The organism is Devosia sp. (assembly GCF_036676215.1).
In the GTDB taxonomy this organism is placed as follows: Bacteria; Pseudomonadota; Alphaproteobacteria; order Rhizobiales; family Devosiaceae; genus Devosia.
Window position 1 is genome coordinate 1 of sequence record NZ_JAKFDJ010000067.1, and the last position, 18,800, is coordinate 18,800.

At 64.7% G+C, this 18,800-nt stretch carries 19 protein-coding genes; 8 read left to right on the plus strand and 11 right to left on the minus strand.

Features of this window, described 5'->3' with window-relative positions:
* Positions 1 to 230 (minus strand): SRPBCC domain-containing protein (locus V6M52_RS06155; protein WP_332700416.1); only part of this gene is annotated, 230 nt, incomplete at its 3' end.
* A gap of 26 nt (positions 231 to 256) precedes the next feature.
* On the minus strand, positions 257 to 598 hold the full coding sequence (locus tag V6M52_RS06160; RefSeq protein ID WP_332700417.1) for an ArsR/SmtB family transcription factor: 342 nt from the start codon (positions 596 to 598) through the stop codon (positions 257 to 259).
* Between the two features lie 91 nt (positions 599 to 689).
* Between V6M52_RS06160 and cobF the strand changes: the two genes are divergently transcribed.
* The 7 genes from cobF (at position 690) to cobM (ending at position 7,121) form a co-directional block, all read left to right on the plus strand.
* On the plus strand, positions 690 to 1,418 hold the full coding sequence (gene cobF / locus V6M52_RS06165) for a precorrin-6A synthase (deacetylating) (protein WP_332700418.1): 729 nt from the start codon (positions 690 to 692) through the stop codon (positions 1,416 to 1,418).
* Positions 1,419 to 1,709: 291 nt separating this feature from the next.
* Entirely contained in the window at positions 1,710 to 2,894 is a 1,185-nt protein-coding gene (gene cobG, locus V6M52_RS06170; protein ID WP_332700419.1) for a precorrin-3B synthase, read from the plus strand.
* Between the two features lie 2 nt (positions 2,895 to 2,896).
* Entirely contained in the window at positions 2,897 to 3,529 is a 633-nt protein-coding gene (locus V6M52_RS06175) for a precorrin-8X methylmutase (protein ID WP_332700420.1), read from the plus strand.
* A complete protein-coding gene (locus V6M52_RS06180) occupies positions 3,526 to 4,248 on the plus strand; it encodes a precorrin-2 C(20)-methyltransferase (RefSeq protein ID WP_332700421.1) in 723 nt (240 codons plus the stop codon). Before V6M52_RS06175 ends, V6M52_RS06180 begins: the two co-directional genes overlap by 4 nt.
* The gene (locus V6M52_RS06185) at positions 4,245 to 5,006 is read left to right on the plus strand and encodes a precorrin-3B C(17)-methyltransferase (protein WP_332700422.1); all 762 of its coding nucleotides are present in this window, start codon (positions 4,245 to 4,247) and stop codon (positions 5,004 to 5,006) included. The genes V6M52_RS06180 and V6M52_RS06185 overlap by 4 nt, the downstream gene beginning before the upstream one ends.
* Positions 5,003 to 6,208 carry a precorrin-6y C5,15-methyltransferase (decarboxylating) subunit CbiE gene (cbiE, locus tag V6M52_RS06190; RefSeq protein WP_332700423.1) on the plus strand — a complete coding sequence of 402 codons (1,206 nt, stop codon included), beginning with the start codon at positions 5,003 to 5,005 and terminating at the stop codon, positions 6,206 to 6,208. The genes V6M52_RS06185 and cbiE overlap by 4 nt, the downstream gene beginning before the upstream one ends.
* A gap of 154 nt (positions 6,209 to 6,362) precedes the next feature.
* Entirely contained in the window at positions 6,363 to 7,121 is a 759-nt protein-coding gene (gene cobM, locus V6M52_RS06195; RefSeq protein ID WP_332700424.1) for a precorrin-4 C(11)-methyltransferase, read from the plus strand.
* 140 nt (positions 7,122 to 7,261) lie between these two features.
* Here the strand turns inward: cobM and V6M52_RS06200 are convergent, their stop codons facing one another.
* The 6 genes from V6M52_RS06200 to V6M52_RS06225 all read right to left on the minus strand — a co-directional run bounded on the left by V6M52_RS06200 (position 7,262) and on the right by V6M52_RS06225 (position 13,744).
* On the minus strand, positions 7,262 to 8,278 hold the full coding sequence (locus V6M52_RS06200) for a LacI family DNA-binding transcriptional regulator (RefSeq protein ID WP_332700425.1): 1,017 nt from the start codon (positions 8,276 to 8,278) through the stop codon (positions 7,262 to 7,264).
* An 84-nt stretch (positions 8,279 to 8,362) separates the two neighbouring features.
* Positions 8,363 to 9,412 carry a sn-glycerol-3-phosphate import ATP-binding protein UgpC gene (locus V6M52_RS06205; RefSeq protein WP_332700426.1) on the minus strand — a complete coding sequence of 350 codons (1,050 nt, stop codon included), beginning with the start codon at positions 9,410 to 9,412 and terminating at the stop codon, positions 8,363 to 8,365.
* A gap of 1 nt (position 9,413) precedes the next feature.
* Positions 9,414 to 10,262, minus strand: a complete 849-nt coding sequence (gene ugpE / locus V6M52_RS06210) for a sn-glycerol-3-phosphate ABC transporter permease UgpE (protein WP_332700427.1) — start codon at positions 10,260 to 10,262, stop codon at positions 9,414 to 9,416.
* A 16-nt stretch (positions 10,263 to 10,278) separates the two neighbouring features.
* Positions 10,279 to 11,163, minus strand: a complete 885-nt coding sequence (gene ugpA, locus V6M52_RS06215) for a sn-glycerol-3-phosphate ABC transporter permease UgpA (protein WP_332700428.1) — start codon at positions 11,161 to 11,163, stop codon at positions 10,279 to 10,281.
* Positions 11,164 to 11,270: 107 nt separating this feature from the next.
* A complete protein-coding gene (gene ugpB / locus V6M52_RS06220) occupies positions 11,271 to 12,599 on the minus strand; it encodes a sn-glycerol-3-phosphate ABC transporter substrate-binding protein UgpB (protein WP_332700429.1) in 1,329 nt (442 codons plus the stop codon).
* A 398-nt stretch (positions 12,600 to 12,997) separates the two neighbouring features.
* Entirely contained in the window at positions 12,998 to 13,744 is a 747-nt protein-coding gene (locus tag V6M52_RS06225; RefSeq protein WP_332694070.1) for an SDR family NAD(P)-dependent oxidoreductase, read from the minus strand.
* A gap of 243 nt (positions 13,745 to 13,987) precedes the next feature.
* On the opposite strand from V6M52_RS06225, the gene treY reads away from it, so the two are divergent.
* Entirely contained in the window at positions 13,988 to 16,417 is a 2,430-nt protein-coding gene (gene treY, locus V6M52_RS06230; protein WP_332700430.1) for a malto-oligosyltrehalose synthase, read from the plus strand.
* 123 nt (positions 16,418 to 16,540) lie between these two features.
* Here the strand turns inward: treY and ribH are convergent, their stop codons facing one another.
* From ribH to V6M52_RS06245, 3 genes are read right to left on the minus strand one after another with little or no spacing between them, the layout of a single operon-like run.
* On the minus strand, positions 16,541 to 17,002 hold the full coding sequence (ribH, locus tag V6M52_RS06235; protein ID WP_332694076.1) for a 6,7-dimethyl-8-ribityllumazine synthase: 462 nt from the start codon (positions 17,000 to 17,002) through the stop codon (positions 16,541 to 16,543).
* A 9-nt stretch (positions 17,003 to 17,011) separates the two neighbouring features.
* Complete coding sequence (gene ribB, locus V6M52_RS06240; protein ID WP_332700431.1) at positions 17,012 to 18,211, minus strand: 3,4-dihydroxy-2-butanone-4-phosphate synthase; 1,200 nt, start codon at positions 18,209 to 18,211, stop codon at positions 17,012 to 17,014.
* Positions 18,187 to 18,798 carry a riboflavin synthase gene (locus tag V6M52_RS06245; protein WP_332700432.1) on the minus strand — a complete coding sequence of 204 codons (612 nt, stop codon included), beginning with the start codon at positions 18,796 to 18,798 and terminating at the stop codon, positions 18,187 to 18,189. The genes ribB and V6M52_RS06245 overlap by 25 nt, the downstream gene beginning before the upstream one ends.
* Positions 18,799 to 18,800 lie beyond the last annotated feature (2 nt).

Here is an 18,800-nt window from a genome sequence, read left to right on the forward strand (position 1 = left end):
GAACCATCGCTCATCGTCGAGATGACGCGCCACTTGCCGCCCTTGCGGACGTCGTATTCGACGATTTCGTTGTCCTCGCGCGGACCGAACCAATAGGCGACGTGTTCGGGTCGGGTCCACACGGTCCAGAGCAGGTCGAGCGGAGCGTCGAAGGTGCGGGTCATGATGATCACCGGCTCGTCGGCCGGCAGTTCGGTCTTGAACAGGTTGGGCGCTGCCTGGGTGTTCATTTGTTGTCTCCTTGTCGGTGTCTTGGTCAGTTCTTGCTGTCGGTTTCGGGGGTCTGCAGTTTCTTGAGATAGGCATCGAGCTGGTCCAGGTTCTGCTCCCAGAACTTGCGGTAGAGCTCGACCAGGGAAGCCACGTCGCGCATGGGCGCCGCTTCCAGCTTGCAGGGGCGCCATTGCGCCTGCCTGCCGCGGCTGACGAGACCGGCATGCTCCAGTACCTTGATGTGCTTGGAGACCGCGGCCAGCGTCATGTCGAAGGGTTCGGCCAGCTCGTTGACGCTGGCCTCGCCCAGCGACAGCCGGGCGAGAATTGCCCTTCGGGTCGGGTCGGCAAGGGCAGCGAGCGTGGTGCTCAGGGCATCGGTCATCTTTATTCAACCGTTTTATATAATACTAGTTGGTTGAATACGACGATGTGCGTGACTTGTCAACACCCCTGCCCTGAGGCAAGGAAGCCGCATGAAGACAATTCTCATCGTGGGCATCGGCACCGGCAACCCCGAGCATCTGACGGTGCAGGCCATCAATGCGCTCAACCGGGCCGATGTGCTGTTCATCCCGGACAAGGGTGCAGGCAAGGCCGATCTGGCCGATCTGCGCCGCGAGATTGTTGCGCGTTACGTGACCAATCCGAACAGCCGCACCGTCGAATACACGATGCCCAAACGCGACGCCGCCAATCCTGATTACGGCGCCGGCGTCGACGATTGGCATGCGGCGCTGGCCGCACGCTTCGGCGCCCTGCTGGAAAATGTTCCCGGCAACGGCGCCTGCGCCTTCCTGGTCTGGGGCGATCCGGGGCTCTACGATTCGACCATTCGTATCGTCGAACGCCTGCGGTCCGAGCATGAAGTGGAGATCGTTCCCGGCATTACCAGCATCCAGGCCCTCACCGCCGCCCACCGCATCGCCCTCAACCGCATCGGCGAGCCGGTCCACATCACCACGGGCCGCCAACTCGGACCGGTCGTCGATGACACCGTGGTCATGCTCGATGGGCAGACGGCCTTCCTCAATGCCGATCCCGATCTCGACATCTTCTGGGGCGCCTATCTGGGCACGCCGGACGAGATCACCATTGCCGGCAGGTTAGGCGCGGTGCGCGAGCAGATTGTCGCGACGCGCAAGGCCGCGCGGGAGCGGCATGGCTGGATCATGGATACGTATCTGCTGCGCAAGCGGGAGTGAGGATCAACTTCAGGCAGGAGCGGGTCCCTCCGCCTTTCACTTGCCCGCGCTGGTGCAGTCGACACCCTCCCCCTTGCGGGGAGGGATCAAGGGAGGGGGGGCCCGGATATTTGGGGCAACCGCCACCCCCTCCCAGCCTCCCCCGTCGAGGGGGAGGTGCCGCCCGGTGCACTGCAAGATCGTGCCACGGTCGATATGCGATAGACCTTCTCCCACGAGGGGAGAAGGAAGGCAGGGGTCGGCGGCGTGTCGCAGTTGGATATGCCCTGCCAATCCGCTAAACCTCTCGGCATGTCCCTCGCCCTACCCTTAGAACCCAGCCGTCGCGGCGCCTGTCCGTCGCTCGACATGCCGATGCAGACCGGCGATGGCCTTTTGGCGCGCATTCGTATCGCGGGTGGCCAGCTCGACCCGGTGCGGCTGGAACAGTTGGCCGTGCTCGGCGGCACCTATGGCAATGGCGTTATTGAGATTACCGCCCGTGGCAATCTGCAGGTGCGCGGGCTGACGGCAGCACTGGCGCCCGCTTTTGCCAGCGCGGTCCGGCAGGTCATTGACGTCGAAACAGGCCTCGTCGTCGAGACGCCGCCATTGGCGGGAGACGACCCGCTGGAATTTATCGACCCCCGTCCCCTCGCCGCGTCGATCAAGGCGCTTGCTGCGCCATTTGCGCATCGGCTGGGGCCCAAGGTCGCGGTCATTGTCGATGGCAATGGGCAGATCGGCCTGGGCGCGCTCAAGGCCGATCTGCGCCTGGTGGCCGTCGGACCGGACATCTGGCTGGTTTCGGTCGGCGCGACGCTGCTGGGCACCACGCGTCGGCCTCTCGATTGTGCCGGTGTTGTGCTGACCGCGCTGGCATCCCTGGGGCTGCAGGGCCGCGCCACGGACCTGCCCCTGGCTGACCTCGCGCCTGAGCTTGACGACCTGGTCAGCTCCTCGGCCCCTGTGCGCCAGCCCGTCAGCTCGCCGATCGGCCGGTTTCCCATGCATCGCGGCAAAGCGACGGGCCTTGGTCTGCCATTTGGCGCTATGGCCTGCGAGTCCATCGCCGCTCTGGCCGATGGCGCCTGGCGTTCCGGCATCAGTGCGTTCCGCCCCGGTCCGCACCATTCCCTGATCGCCATCGGTGGCGATGGCAGCCTCATCGAGGAGGCATCGCAAATCGGTTTTATCACGCATCCCAATGACCCCCGCACGCGCATCAGCGCCTGTATCGGCAGCGATGGCTGCGCCTCGGGCCATATCGCGGCACGCGCCGTTGCATCCCGGCTGGCGCCGAGCCTGGCACCCGGCAGCAACCTTCACGTCTCGGGCTGCCAGAAGGGCTGTGCCCATCCGGGCCGCGCCGAAGTGACGCTTATCGGGCGTGCGGATGGCTATGGTCTTGTCATCGACGGCCGGGCGGGCGATACGCCACGGGCAGTGCTGCGGGCAGATCAGCTCGAAACCGCGCTGCTCGCGGCCCAGGGATGACGATGACCGACTACGACTACATCAAGGATGGCGATGCGATCTATGCGCAGTCCTTCGCCATCATCCGCGCCGAAGCGGACCTCTCGGCCTTCTCCCCGGATGAAGCCGAGCTCGCCATCCGCATGATCCACGCCGCCGGCTCGGTCGAGGCGGCGCAGCATTTCGAATTTGGCCCCGGCTTTGTGGCCGCCGCCCGCACGGCGCTTGCCCTTGGCGCGCCGATCTTCTGCGATGCCGAAATGGTGGCGCGCGGCGTCACGGCGGCCCGCCTGCCCGCCAGCAACGAGGTCATCTGCACCTTGCGCGATCCGCAGACGCCGGCCATCGCGGCTGAAATCGGCAATACGCGCTCGGCTGCCGCATTGCGCCTGTGGCTGCCGCGCCTTGCCGGGGCAGTCGTGGCCATCGGCAATGCGCCCACAGCGCTGTTCTTCCTGCTCGAACTGCTGCGCGATGGCGCGCCCCGCCCCGCCGCCATTGTCGGCATGCCGGTGGGCTTCGTCGGCGCCGCTGAATCCAAGGCGGCTTTGGCCGAGAATTCCTATGGCGTGCCCTATGCCATCATACGCGGGCGCCTGGGTGGTTCGGCCATGACGGCCGCGGCACTCAACGCCCTGGCGAGGCCCGGCATATGACCGGCAAGCTCATCGGCGTCGGCACCGGACCGGGCGATCCGGAATTGCTCACCATCAAGGCCGTCCGCGCCATCGAAGGGGCGGATGTCGTTGCCTATTTCGCCAAGCAGGGCAATGCCAGCAATGCCCGCAGGATCGTGGCAGACCTGATGACCGGCCAGATCGAGGAACAGCTGGGCTATCCGGTCACCACCGAGATCGACCGTCGCCATGACGATTACAAATCGGCCACCAACGGCTTCTATGGCGAGGCCGCTGCTCGCGTCGCCGCCCATCTTGATGCCGGCCGCAATGTCGCCGTGCTGAGCGAGGGCGACCCGCTGTTTTATGGCAGCTATATGCATATCCATGTGCGGCTGTCGCAGCTCTACCCCACCGAGGTCATCCCCGGCATCACGGCCATGTCCGGCTGCTGGTCCGCCGCCGGCCTGCCGCTGGTGCAGGGCGACGACATCCTTTCGGTCCTGCCAGGAACGCTCGATGAGGTCGACCTGCGCGGCCGGCTCGCCAATACCGATGGCGCCGTGATCATGAAGGTGGGCCGCAACCTATCCAAGATCCGCCGCGCCATCGAGGCTGCCGGGCGCCTCGAAGACGCGGTCTATGTCGAGCGCGGCACCATGGCCGAGGGGCGCTCCATGCGCCTCGCCGACAAGACCGACGATATCGCGCCCTATTTCGCGCTGATCCTCGTTCCCGGCTGGAGCACGCGGCCATGACGGGCAAGCTCACCGTCGTCGGCACTGGCCCGGGCAATCCGGACCAGACCACGCCCGAGGCACTGGCCGCCATCGCCACGTCCCACGTGTTTTTCGGCTACGGCCCCTATCTCGACCGCCTCACCCTGCGCGCCGACCAGCGCCGTGTCGCCTCCGACAATCGCGAGGAACTGGCGCGCGCCAAGGATGCGCTGATGACGGCCGCCAGCGGCGAGCAGGTTTGCGTCGTCTCGGGCGGCGATCCCGGGGTCTTTGCCATGGCCGCCGCCATTTGCGAAGCCATCGAGGAAGGCCCTCCCGCCTGGCGCAACGTCGATCTCACCATCGTGCCCGGCGTCACCGCCATGCTGGCCGTGGCGGCCCGCGCCGGTGCGCCCCTGGGCCACGATTTCTGCGCCATTTCGCTATCGGACAATCTCAAGCCCTGGACGGTGATCGAAGCGCGGCTGCGCGCCGTCGCCAGCGCGGGCCTCGTCATCGCGCTCTACAATCCCATTTCCAAGGCCCGCCCGTGGCAGCTGGGCACCGCCTTTGCCATCCTGCGCGAAGTGCTGCCTTGGTCGACACCAGTCATCTTCGGCCGAGCAGCGGGGCGCCCCGACGAGGCCATCACCCTGATGACGCTGGCCGAGGCCGATGCCGGCAGGGCCGACATGGCCACCTGCGTCATCATCGGCTCGCCCGAAACCCGCGTCATTGAACGCCCAGACCGCGCCCCGCTGGTCTATTCGCCCCGTTCCACCGGGGGTGGGCAATGAGCTGGCTGTCCATCGTCGGTATTGGCGAGGATGGCCTTGCCGGGCTTGGTGACGCCGCCATGGCTGCCATCTCCGGTGCCGAAATCGTCTTTGGCGGCGCGCGCCACCTTGAACTGGCGGCCCCGGCCATCACCGGCGAGGCCCGCCCCTGGCTTTCGCCCTTCTCGGAGTCCATCGACGCCGTTGTCGCGCTGCGTGGTCGCAAGGTCTGCGTCCTCGCCTCCGGCGATCCGTTTCATCATGGTGTCGGCGTCACGCTTGCCCGCCAGATTGATGCCAGCCAGATGCAGGTCTTCCCGCATCCTTCTTCCTTCAGTCTTGCTGCCGCGCGCCTCGGCTGGCCGCTGCAGGATGTGTTGAGCCTATCGTTGCATGGACGGCCGCTCGATCTGATCCGTCCGCATTTGCATGCCGGCGCCCGCATCCTGGCGCTGACTTCGGACGAGCACGGGCCTGCGGCGCTGGCGGGGCTGCTGACCGAAGCCGGCTTCGGGATTTCCATCGTCACGGTGCTCGAAGCGCTCGGCGGTCCCAGCGAACGCGTGCGTTCCCATGTCGCCATGAGCTTTGCGATCGCCGATATCAACCCGCTCAATATCTGCGCCATCAGCGTCGTCGCCCTGCCCGACGCCCGCATCCTGCCGCTGACGCCGGGGCGCGACGACGCGCTGTTCGAGCATGACGGCCAGATCACCAAGCGAGAGGTTCGCGCGCTCACGCTCTCGGCGCTGGCCCCCCGCCGCGGCGAAACGCTCTGGGATATCGGGGCCGGATCGGGCTCGGTGGGCATCGAGTGGATGCTGGCCGATCCGAGCCTGCGCGCCATTGCCATAGAGGCCAATTCGGAACGCGCCGGCCGCATCACCCGCAATGCCGCAGCCTGTGGTGTACCAGACCTCAAACTGGTCATCGGCACGGCGCCGGACGCCCTGTCCGGGCTCGAAGCGCCCCACGCCGTCTTCATCGGCGGCGGCGGTTCCGATCCCGGCGTGCTCGACGCCGCCATAGCGGCGCTGCGCCCCGGCGGGCGACTGGTCGCCAATGCGGTGACGCTGGAGCTGGAAGCCGTGCTGCTGGAGCGGCATGTCAGGCTCGGCGGCCACCTGACCCGCATCGCCATCTCGCGCGCCGACGCCGTCGGTTCGATGACCGGCTGGCGCCCCGCCATGCCGATCACCCAATGGGCCTGGACCAAGCCATGACAGCCGCACCCTTCTTCACCTCCCCCTTCGGGGGTGAGGCCCGCGGGCGACGGGTGAGGGGGCCTTCCCCGCGCACCGCACCCAGTAAAGGCCCCCTCACCCGACCCAAGAGGGTTGACCTCGCCCCCAGGGGGAGAGGTAAGAAAGTGCTGCCATGACAGTCCACTTCATCGGCGCCGGTCCCGGCGCGGCTGATCTGATCACCGTGCGCGGCATGAAGCTGCTCGCCGCCAGCCCCGTCTGCCTCTATGCCGGCTCCATCGTGCCGCCGGAAATGCTGGCCTGGTGCGGCCCGGATACGCGCCTCGTCGATACGGCCCCGCTATCGCTCGACGAAATCGAAGCCGAATATGCCAGGGCCCACGCTGCTGGCGAGGACGTGGCCCGGCTCCATTCCGGTGACCTCTCGGTGTGGAGCGCGGTGGCCGAACAGATGCGGCGGCTCGATCGTCTCGGCATTGCCTACACCTTGACGCCGGGCGTCCCCGCCTTCGCCGCGGCCGCCGCGGCGCTGGGTCGTGAGCTGACGATTCCGGCCGAAGCGCAAAGCCTCGTCCTTACCCGCATATCCGGTCGCGCCTCTCCCATGCCGGAGCGCGAGACGCTGGCCGCGTTCGGCGCGACGGGCGCGACGCTGGCCATCCATCTGGCCGTTCATGCGCTCGACAGGGTCGTGACGGAATTGCGGCCGCTCTACGGCGACGACTGCCCTGTGGCGATCGTCTTCCACGCCTCCTGGCCCGACGAAAAGATCACCGTGGGCACCCTCGCCGACATCGAAGCCCGCTTTGCCGCCGACCCGGTGGAACGCACCGCCATCATTTTCGTCGGCCGCGGCCTCGGCGCCGCCAACTTCCGCGAGAGCAGCCTCTACGATCCCGACTACCAGCGCCGCTTCCGGGATCGGACCTAGATATCCTTCACCTCTCCCTTTGGGGGAGAGGTCGACCCTCTTGGGTCGGGTGAGGGGGCCTTTACCGGGTGCAGCGCGTGGGGAAGGCCCCCTCACCCGGCGCTGCGCGCCGACCTCTCCCCCAAAGGGAGAGGTAAGGCCTACCGCCCGATCGTGCTCTCGCGCACCAGCAGTTCGGGTTCGATCAGCGTGACCTGCGGTTCGGGGAGCAGGTCGGGCGCCTGAATGAGGTCGATAAGCCGTTGCACGGCCAATTCGGTCACACGGCCAACGGCATAGTCGACGCTGGTCAGCGGCGTGGCCGCGTGTTCGGCGAACTCGATATTGTCGAAACCCACAATCGCCAGGTCCTCTGGCACGCGCAGGCCGTGTTGCTGGGTCCAGCGCAGCGCCCCCAGCGCCAGCGAGTCCGTCCCCGCCAGCAGCGCTGTCATGCCATTGCCCCGTGCTGCAAGCTCGGCCATGGCGCCATGCCCGGCCAGCAATGAATGGCCGCGCGGCTCGATCGTCAGAGCGTCATCGACGCCGATTCCCGCCTCGGACAAAGCCTGCTGGTAGCCCTCGCGCTTTTCGTGATTGCCCCGGGCGCTGGCGCCATCAATCAGGCCGATGCGGCTGTGGCCCAGGTCGATCAGGTGGCGCGCGGCCTTGTAGGCACCGCGCCGCTCATCGACACAGACCGCATCGACGCCGGCATCGGGGTCAGCCACCAGCAGCACCAGCGGATAGCCAGCCTGCCGCAAGCGGCGGATGTGGTCGAGCTCGCGGTGGCTGCGCGGATAGATCAGCATGCCGTCCACCTGGCGCGAGCGGAACATCTCGATCACCTTCTTTTCCTCGGCGTGATCGTTGTTCGAGGTCGCAAACAGGGTCGAGTAGCCCTGCTCCGCCAGCCGCAGTTCGATGGCCTGGGCCACCTGCGTCAGGATCGGGTTAGTGATGTCGGTCAGCACCAGGCCAATGGTCCGCGTCTCCCGGCTGACCAGGGATTTGGCGACCTGGTTGGGCAGGTAATTCAGTGCCTCCGCGGCCGCCTGGATCACCTGCCGCGTCTCGGGCGGAATGCGCGGGCTGTCGCGCAAGGCGAGCGACACCGTATTGACCGAAAAGCCGGTCCGGTCCGCAATGTCCTTGAGACGAACAACCAGTCTGCCCATGAACGGGTCCCATCGTATTAGCGCTAACCGCCTCCTATCACCTTAGGCTCGCAGCGCCAAATTCGAGGGAAACATCCGGACCCGCTAGAGACGGCGACCGCTGGCCCGGTTGAAGGGGTGCAGCGTGGCGACAGGTACGGCGAAATCCACCTGCCCTGTTTCCTCCAGGGTCGTGCGGCCCTGCGCCACGATGACGAATATCTGCTCCAGACCAGCCACCCGCACATAGAGGTGGCTCTCGCCGCCCACGGGCTCAATCAGTTCCAGGGTGCCGGAGAGCGGGATATCCCCCGATGCGCCCTTGCCCATGGTGATAGCGTCGGGGCGAACACCCACAATATCGGTCCCTGCCGGCAGGCTCTCGGGCAGGGTCACGCCGGGGAGTGCCCGTATCCTCTCGACGTCGATCAGGTTCATCGGCGGCGAGCCGATGAAGCCGGCCACGAACAGCGAGGCCGGGCGGTCGTAGAGTTCGATCGGCTTGCCGACCTGTTCGATATGGCCGCCATTCATCACCACCAGCCGGTCGGCCAGGGTCATGGCTTCGAGCTGGTCATGGGTTACGTAAACGCTGGTGGTGCCGAGCGAACGCTGCAGGCGGCGGATCTCGATCCGCATCTGGCCGCGCAGCTTGGCGTCGAGATTGCTCAGCGGCTCATCGAACAGAAAAGCCTTGGGCTGGCGGACAATTGCCCGGCCCATGGCGACGCGCTGGCGCTGCCCGCCCGAAAGCTGGCGCGGCTTGCGGTCGAGGAACGGGGCAATCTCGAGCGTCTGCGCCGCAGCTTCGACGCGGGCGTCGATCTCGGCGCGCGGCGTGCCCCGGTTCTTGAGCCCGTATTCCAGGTTTCCGCGCACCGTCATGTGCGGATAGAGCGCATAGTTCTGGAACACCATGGCAATGTCGCGCTCGGCCGGCTCGCGCTTGTTGACCACGTCGCCACCGATGGAAATCGTGCCATCACTGATGGTTTCGAGGCCGGCAATCATGCGCAGCAGGGTGGACTTACCGCAGCCGGATGGCCCCACGAGCACGACCAATTCGCCATCGGCAATGGCAAGGTCGATGCCGTGGATCACCTGGGCGCCGCCGGGATAGGTCTTCTTGACGCCGGAAAGCTCGATGGCGGCCATGCTATTTCTCCGTTTCGACCAGGCCCTTGACGAACAGGCGCTGCATGAAGATGACGACGAGGACGGGGGGCAGCATGGCCAGGATCACCGCGGCCATGACCAGGTTCCAGAGCGGTTCGGAATCGGCACTGGCGGCGAGGCGCTTGATACCCATGACGACGGTGTAATATTTGCTATCCGTGGTCACCAGCAGCGGCCAGAGATACTGCACCCACCCATAGATGAAGAGGATGACGAAGAGTGCCGCGATATTGGTCCGGCTCAGCGGCAGAAGGATATCGCGGAAGAACTTGATCGGGCCGGCCCCGTCCACGCGGGCCGCCTCCATCAATTCGTCGGGGACGGTGAGGAAGAACTGGCGGAACAGGAAGGTGGCCGTCGCCGAGGCGATGAGCGGTAGGGTCAGCCCGACATAGGAGTTGAGCAGCCCCAGATTGGCGACCACCGCAAAGGTGGGGATGATACGCACCTCGACCGGCAGCATCAGCGTGATGAAGATGATCCAGAACGCCACCATGCGGAACGGGAACTTGAAGAACACGATCGCATAGGCCGACAGCAGCGAGATGGTGATCTTGCCTACGGCGATGATGATGGCGATGATCAGCGAGTTCATCAGCATGATCCAGAGCGGCGGCGCCCCCGAGGTGGAAATACCCTCGGTGAGCATCTTGCCGTAGTTCTCCATCAGGTGCGGCCCCGGCAGCAGCGGCACCAGCCCGCGCATAAAGTCGCCGCTGCCATGGGTGGAGGCGATGAAGGCCAGATAGACCGGGAACACCACCACCACGACGCCCACGATGAGCACCAGATGGGTGAGGATGGCGAGGAGGGGACGATTTTCGACCATGTTCTTGCTGCGCTCCTCAGTACTGTACGCGCCGCTCGACATAGCGGAACTGGATGGCGGTCAGCACGATGACGATGGCCATCAACACCACGGACTGGGCGGCGGACGAGCCGATATTGAGCCCAAGGAACCCGTCGGCATAGACCTTGTAGACCAGGATATTGGTGGCCTGGTTGGGCCCGCCCGATGTGGTCGCGTCGACGATGCCGAAGGTGTCGAACATGGCGTAGTTGATGTTGACGATCAGCAGGAAGAAGGTGGTCGGCGAGAGCAGCGGAAAGACGATGGTCCAGAAGCGCTTGAAGGGTCCGGCGCCATCGATGGCGGCCGCCTCGGTCAGCGATTGCGGCACCGACTGGAGCCCCGCCACGAAGAACAGGAAATTGTAGGAAATCTGTTTCCAGCTCGCCGCGATGATGACGAAGATCATGGCCTGGTTGCCATCCACGCGGTGGTTCCAGGCAATGCCCACGGCGCGCATCAGATAGGGGGCGATGCCGATAGTGGGGTTGAACATGAACCACCACAGGATGCCCACGACCACAGGGGCAACGGCATAGGGCCAGACCAGCAGGGTCGTATAAACGCGGTTTGAGCGCAGCACGCGGCTGACAGCCAGCGCGAGAATGAGCGACAGGGTCATGGACAGCAGCGTCACCGACGCGGCAAACACCGCCGTCTTGGTGAGCGAGTTCACATAGCCCGGGTCGGCAAACAGGCGCGAATAGTTCTCGAACCAGATGAAAGTAGTGCGGAAACCGAAGGGGTCTTCGCGCTCGAAGGATGACTTCACCGCCTGCGCTGCCGGCCAGATGAAGAAGATCAGCGTCACTGCAAGTTGCGGCGCGAGCAGCGCGTAGGGCAGCAGCTTGTTCGGGAAGATCGTGCGCTTGGTTTGCATTCGGGCCGAGAACTCCCCGACGGTCACGGCCAGACAAGCCGGGCGGCATGGGCCGATTGGTGAGTGGGCCGCCCCCGACCTTGCGATCGCGGGCGGCCCGGGGAGGCTTACTGATTGGCGGCTTCGAAGTCGCGCAGGATCTGGTTGCCACGCTCAACGGCGGCGTCGAGCGCCTCCTGGGCGGTCTTGCTACCGGCGAGCAGGGCCTCGAACTCTTCATCAACCACGGTGCGGGCCTGGGTCAGGTTGCCGAAGCGGATGCCCTTGGAATTGGCCGAAGGCGTGCCGCGGGTGATCTGGTTGATGGCGATGTCCGAGCCGGGATTGGCTTCGTAATAGCCCTGTTCCTTGCCAAGGTCGAAGGCGGCATTGGTGATCGGGAGGTAGCCGGTCGCCTGGTGCCAATCGGCCTGTACTTGCGGGCTCGACAGGTAGGTGAAGAACTGGGCGACGCCCTTATAGACTTCGGCATCCTTGCCATTGAGGGCCCAAAGGGTGGCGCCACCAATGATCGAGTTCTTCGGTTCGGCGATCACGTCGTCATAGAAAGGCAGGGGCGCGAAGCCGACTTCGAACTCCTTGGAATTGTTGACGACGCCAGCGCGCGAGGCCGACGAGTTCATGTAGATCGCGCATTCCTGCGCGTAGAATTTCGGCGGAGCATCAGCACCACCGACCGGGCCACCATACTGGAACAGGCCTTCGTCGGCCCACTTCTTCAGGTTGTCCCAATGCTTGACCTGGACGTCACCATTGAAGGTGAACTCGCTGCCCAGGCCGCCGAAGCCGTTTTCCAGCGTGCCATAGGGCTGATCGTGGATGGCAGAGAGGTTTTCGAGCTGCACCCAGGAAATCCAGCCGGAGGTGAAACCGCAGGGGGCGGCGCCCGATTCCATGATCTGGCGGCTCATCGTCTCAAGCTCAGCCCAGGTCTTGGGCGGGGTCTCGCGGTCGAGGCCGGCTTTCTCGAACACGTCCTTGTTGTAGTACATGATCGGGGTCGAGGAGTTGAACGGCATGGACAGGATGTTGCCATCGACGTCTGAATAGTAGCCGGTCACCGGAGCCAGGAAGCCTGACGGATCCCAGGCTTCGCCATTTTCCGTCATCAGCGAATGGACCGGGTTCACGGCGCCCTTGGCGGCCATCATGGTGCCCGTGCCGACCTCGAAGACCTGCACGATGGCGGGCTGCTCGTTGGCGCGGAAGGCAGCAATGGCGGCGGTCAACGTCTCGGGATAGCTGCCCTTGTAGCTGGGGACGACGACGAACTCGCTCTGGCTTTCGTTGAAGCCGGTGGCGATGGCTTCAAGCCGCTGGCCGAGTTCGGCATCCATGGCGTGCCACCAGGCGATTTCGGTCTGAGCGAAGGCGGCCGACGTGGAAAGCACGAGCGACAGGGCGGCAAGCCCGGCAACGCCGTTCAGATTCTTCATGGTTATCTCCCGTTTTGCCGGCTCGGCCTTGTGACCGACCAGCTCCTGCCAGATTTATTAAATCGAACGCTGAAAGATCGTCGCCGGCGGCTTCGCGAAATAGAAGCGAAATACACCAGACAAAAAGCGAAACTTCAGGCGCGCACGCCACCCTCCTCGTGGCGGGGACGCGTGGTGTGCGACCCCGATCTAGTCAGGCCAGATAACGGCCACGTGACAACAAGGTAACAGAAATGTGACTGTGGACAATACCGCGAACGCCGGGCCCTGCTCCGGTTCAATCAACGTGCCGTCGACGCGTCGATGGCAGCCCGCAAGGCAGCCGTCACGGGCGTCGCGCGGCCTCGGCAGCCCTAGCTGCGCCCTGGTGGAAGAGGCTTGATCCGAGTCTCAAGTCCTCAATAGGTCGTGCGGCCGCCGGACAGATCGAACACGCTGGCGGTGGTGAAGCTATTTTCCCGGCTGACCAGCCAAGCCACCATGGATGCCGCCTCGTCGACTTCGAGGAACCGGCCGCGCGGAATGCGCACCAGCATGTAGTCGATAAATTCCTTGGTCAGCGTATCGAGGATGCGCGTCTTGGCGGTGGCGGGGGTGATGGCATTGACCGCGATATCGTACTTGGCCAATTCCTTACCCAGCGACTTGGTCAGCCCGATGACGCCGGCCTTGGCCGCAGAATAGGCCGAAAGGTTCGGGTTGCCCTCCTTGCCCGCGACCGACGAGATGTTGACGATGCGGCCGTAATTGCGCGCCTTCATCGCCGGGACCACCACCTTGTTGACATAGAAAGTGCCGTTGAGATTGATCTCGACGACGCGGCGCCACTCCTCGGGGTCATAGTCTTCCAGCGTTGCATTGGGCCCGGCAATGCCGGCCGAATTGACCAGGATCGACACCGGCCCGAGTTCGGTTTCCACCTCGGCATGGACCTGCAGCAGGCCCGTGAGATCGGTGATGTCGACATGCTTGCTCGATGCCGCGGGGCCCAGATTGTCCAGCGCCAACGCCAGCGCTTTGGCATTGGTATCCCAGAGGCTGACCCTGGCGCCCGAGGCGATCAGCCGCCGCGCAATGGCAAAGCCAAGGCCCTGCGCACCCCCGGTGACGACGGCGATCTGGTCGTTGAGGTCGATGGCATTCATGGGGCAGCACCTCGGTGACGAACACGGCGCGAGGCCGACTCCGCGCGCACTACCGGTAGTACCGGCTCGGCCCATTGTCCATTTGGAGAAAGCCCGCGTACCCGCGCCCACATGAGGCACGGGAAACTGTTGAGGCCTGGAACCGACTTGGGCGCGGTTCGTTGTGGCAATTGCTCCCCTGCTCGGACCGCTCATGATCTCCCAGACGCCTTGCTGCGACGCTCTGCCCACCGGGGATCGGGCGTGATCCCGCCCCGCGCGACCTATCGGCCGCAGCTCAACAGTGACTTCACCTTCGCCGACGCGCAGGCGTTGGCACCCTATCTCAATGCGCTCGGGGTCAGTCACGCCTACCTCTCCCCCATCCTCAAGGCGCGGCCCGGCAGCACGCATGGTTACGACACGGTCGATCATCAGCAGATCAATCCGGAGCTCGGATCGCTGGACGATTTTCGCGCCCTGGCCGCCGCGCTCAGACAGCACGACATGGGCATCATTCTCGATTTCGTGCCCAACCACATGGGCGTGGGCGGGGCAGACAACGACCTATGGCTCGATGTGCTCAAACACGGCGAAGCGAGTCGCTACGCCGATTGGTTCGACATTGACTGGCACCCGCCCCGGCCCGGCATGGACGGCAAGCTGCTGGTGCCATTTCTCGGCGCCAGCTATGCCGAGAGCCTGTCGGCCGGTCACCTGCAGCTGAAAGCCGATGCCGGTGGCTTTGCCCTGTGGGTAGGGGACGATCACAAGCTGCCCATCCGTCCTGAGGATGAATGCGAGCTGATCCAGCGCCATGGCACTGCCGATGCGGCGATTGCAACCCATACCGGCAATCCGGGTCAGCCTGGCTCCTGGTCGGCACTGGACGCGCTGATTGCCCGCCAGCACTGGCGGCTCGCGCACCACGCTGTCGCGGCTGACGAGGTCAACTACAGGCGGTTTTTCATCAACAGCGACCTGGCCGGCATCCGCATCGATCGGCCGGATGTATTCGAGTACGCCCATGCCTTGATCTTCGACCTGATCGAGGAGGGCCTGGTGGACGGTCTGCGCATCGATCACATCGACGGACTGCTTGATCCCAAATCTTATCTCGCCAAGCTGCGTGAGCACTCGTCCAGGCCCATTTACCTTATCGTGGAGAAGATCCTGGCGCCGCATGAGCAGTTGCGCGGCGACTGGCCGGTGGAGGGCACCACCGGCTACGAAGTGGGTGCGCAGCTGACCCGCGTCCTCATGCCGGCGGGCGCTGAACCGGCCGTGAGCGCGGCCTATCAGGCGTTTGTCGGCGCCGTGGACGAGCCCGCTGAAGAAACCTATCGCTGCAAGCTGCGGGTGATGGACAATGAGCTGGCGGCCGAGCTGGCCGCGCTCGCCCGGGATGTGGCCGCCATAGCCTGGTCGGCAGGCGCCACCGCCGACCTGACCGAGGCCGGATTGCGTCGCGCCCTGCGCGAAACCATCGCCCAGCTTGAGGTCTATCGCATCTATGCGGACGACATGGGGACGTCTGACCGCGACAGGCGCGAGATCGGGGTCGCCATCGGCAAGGCCCGGCGTTCTGCCTCGCACCTGCCGCCGGCGCTGTTCGATTTTGTCGGGGCTCTGCTCTGCGGCCGGCTGGGCCACGAGTATGATCCGAAGCCGGTCGCAGCCGCGGTCGGCCGTTTCCAGCAATATAGCGGGCCGGTCATGGCCAAGGGGCTCGAGGACACCGCGCTTTATCGCTACAACCGATTGGTCGCACTCAATGAAGTGGGGGCCCATCCGGACCGGTTCGCCATCTCCGTCGCTGCCTTCCACGACAGCAATCGCCGCCGCGCCGCCACCCATCCGGCCTGCATGATCCTGACTTCGACGCACGACACCAAGCGTGGTGAAGACCTACGCGCCATCGTCGCGGCAATTGCCGGCGACCCAGATCTCTGGCGCATGGCGACGCGCGAATGGCGGAGCATTCTCGCGGCCGATGACGGGGAAGCAATCGCAGCCAACGACCTCTATCTGCTGTTCCAGCTGCTGCTTGGCGGCTGGCCGATCCAGGGCAAGTCCGAGGGCTTTGCTGAGCGCATCAAGGCCGCCATGACCAAGTCGCTGCGGGAGGCAAGGCAGCGAAGCGACTGGGGCGTCAACAACTCGGACTACGAAAGCCGCGTGTCCGCATTCATCGACGCGGCGCTGGCCAATCAGGACTTTTTGAGCAGTTTCCACGCTGCGCGATTGCCTCTGGTCGATATCGGCCGCCGCAAGGCATTGATCCAGCTGGGTCTGAAGCTGACAATCCCGGGCGTGCCGGACATCTATCGTGGTGCCGAGGACTGGGAACAGAGCTTTGTCGACCCGGACAACCGGCGCCCGCTCGATTTTGCGGCCCTGGCGCGGCGACTGGCCCGTCCCATGGCCCAGCGCGACGACAAGATGATGCTGACGCAGACGCTGCTGCAGCTCCGCCGCCGGTTGCCGCAGGTGTTTGCCGAAGGCAGCTACGACCCCCTCGAGCTTGGCCCGTCGGTGCTTGCCTTTCGGCGCCGTCATGGCGCCGATGAGGTGGTGGTGATCGCCGATCTATCCCCAAGACACGATGCTGGTCTGGCAACCCAGCCCAACATCGCCCTGGCGTCGAGCACGGAGGTGTATCGCTCCGATGTCCTGACGGTGCTGTCGACCTAGAGAATGTGGGCGCCGCCCGGGGCAGGGTCATGACTGCCCCCCGATCGGGCGCCCAGTGGACCGTATGGTGCCCCAGGGTGCCGAGCTGGAAACCATCTGGCAGGTTGCCCATCGCGCAACACCTCAGTGCTGCTTGACGGCAGCCAGGGTCTGGATCGCCTCAAGGCAGGCAAGAGTGGCTTCGCGCCCCTTGTTATGGGAATCGTCGCGGCTGCGCACGATTGCCTGTTCGTCCGTATAGGTCGTCAGGATACCGAAGGTCAGCGGCACGCCCGTCGCCAGCGAGGCTGCCATCAAGCCGGTACTTGCCGCCTGACTGATATATTCGAAATGGGCGGTATCGCCCTTGATGACGCAGCCCAGGCAGATCACGCCGTCGTATTTGCCAGTCCTGGCCAAGCTTTGCGCAATCAAGGGAATTTCGAACGCGCCGGGTGCGGAATAGATGTCACGATCGGACAGGTTGATGCCGTTATCGGCAAGGCTGGCGCGGGCGCCGGAGAGAAGTCCGTTGGTCACATCCTGATTGAAGCGGCTCACCACGATGGCGATGCGGAGAGCAGAGGAAGCATTGGTGTCGGTCATATCCGGCTTTCAATTTTGGTGGGTAAGGGTGTGGCCGAACTTCTCGCGCTTGGTTTCGAGGTAGCGCAGGTTGAACGGATTGGGAGGGATGATCAGAGGCTGCTGTTCGCGAATATCGATGCCGTTGGCCCTAAGCGTCTCGGCCTTTTGTGGATTGTTGGTCAACAGCGTGATGGCGACGACATCGAGTGCTCGAAGGATCTGGGCGGCAATCGCGTAATCGCGGGCATCGGCCGCAAAACCGAGATCGGTATTGGCCTCGACTGTGTCGCGACCTCCGTCCTGCAGCGCGTAAGCACGGATCTTGTTGGCGAGGCCGATGCCACGGCCTTCCTGGCCGCGCAAATAGACCAGAACGCCTCCTGACTCGCCGATCATGCGCAGTGACTCTTGCAGCTGTGCGCCACAATCACACCGCAGCGAGCCCAGGGCGTCCCCCGTCAGGCACTCGGAATGAACCCGCACCAGAGGCGCTTCCGCCATGGGCGCCTTGACCATTGCCAGGTGTTCAGTGCCATCCAACAGGCTGCGAAAAGCATGAACCCGCATCGCATCGCCCGACAGGGATGATGGCAAATCCGCCGACGCCACCTGCTCGACCAGCAACTCGGTCTTGCAGCGATGTGCAACAAGATCGGCAATGGTCAGGATGGGCAAGTCGTGTTGCGCGGCGAAAAGTTCCAGATCGGGGCGTCTTGCCATCGCACCGTCATCGCGCATGATCTCACAAATGGCTGCTGCGGGTTGGAGGCCGGCGAGGCGCATCAGATCAACTGCCCCTTCAGTATGACCGTTCCGCACGAGAACACCGCCCTCCGCAGCCCGAAGCGGAAAGACATGGCCCGGCGACACGACGTCGGCAGCCTCGGCGTTTGGGCTCGCGGCAGCCAATATCGTGCGGGACCGATCGTGGGCGGAAATGCCGGTAGTAATGCCTTCTCGTGCCTCGATCGAAACCGTGAATGCAGTCGATCGGCGCGCCTTGTTGGCTGTGGTCATGGCAGGCAGTTGAAGCCGATCCACCTGCTGGCCGGTCAGGGCCAGGCAGATGAGACCGCGCCCATGGGTCGCCATGAAATTGACGGCTTCAGGGGTGGCAAACTCGGCAGCGACGATGAGGTCGCCCTCGTTCTCGCGGTCCTCGTCATCGACGAGGATTACCATGCCGCCCAGACGAAGGCGTTCTAGGGCTTTGGATAGGGCTGGCATAGGCGCTCCACATATTTCGCAATCACGTCGACCTCGACATTGATCTCGTCGCCCAGGCGGGCGGCGTGCAGGTTGGTGTGTTCCCAGGTATGAGGGATGATGGTGATGCCGATGATGGCTGAGCCATCGGAGGTGGGACTGACGCTGTTGATAGTGAGGCTGATGCCGTCGAGCGCGATCGAGCCCTTCTCGACGCAGTAGCGGGCCAGTGCGGCAGGCAGCGCCAATTCCAGCCGATAAGCTCCCTCTTCAGGTGTCACTGCAACCAGCCGTGCCGTTCCATCGACATGGCCCTGGACGAGGTGGCCCGATAGCCGGGTTTCCAGGCGCACGGAGCGTTCCAGGTTCAGCCGGTCGCCTTCTGCGACCCGGCCAAGGCTGGAGCGCGCCGTGGTTTCGGGACTGACGAAGAATGTGGCTGCCCCACCCGCTTCGAGATGGGTGACCGTCAGGCAAACTCCGTTGATCGCGACACTCTCACCCAGAGACAGGTCATCCCAACCCGATTGGAGAACCAGGACGCGGGTTCGTCCTTGCTGGCTGACGCCGATTACGGGTGCCAATCGTTCAATAATTCCGGAAAACATGG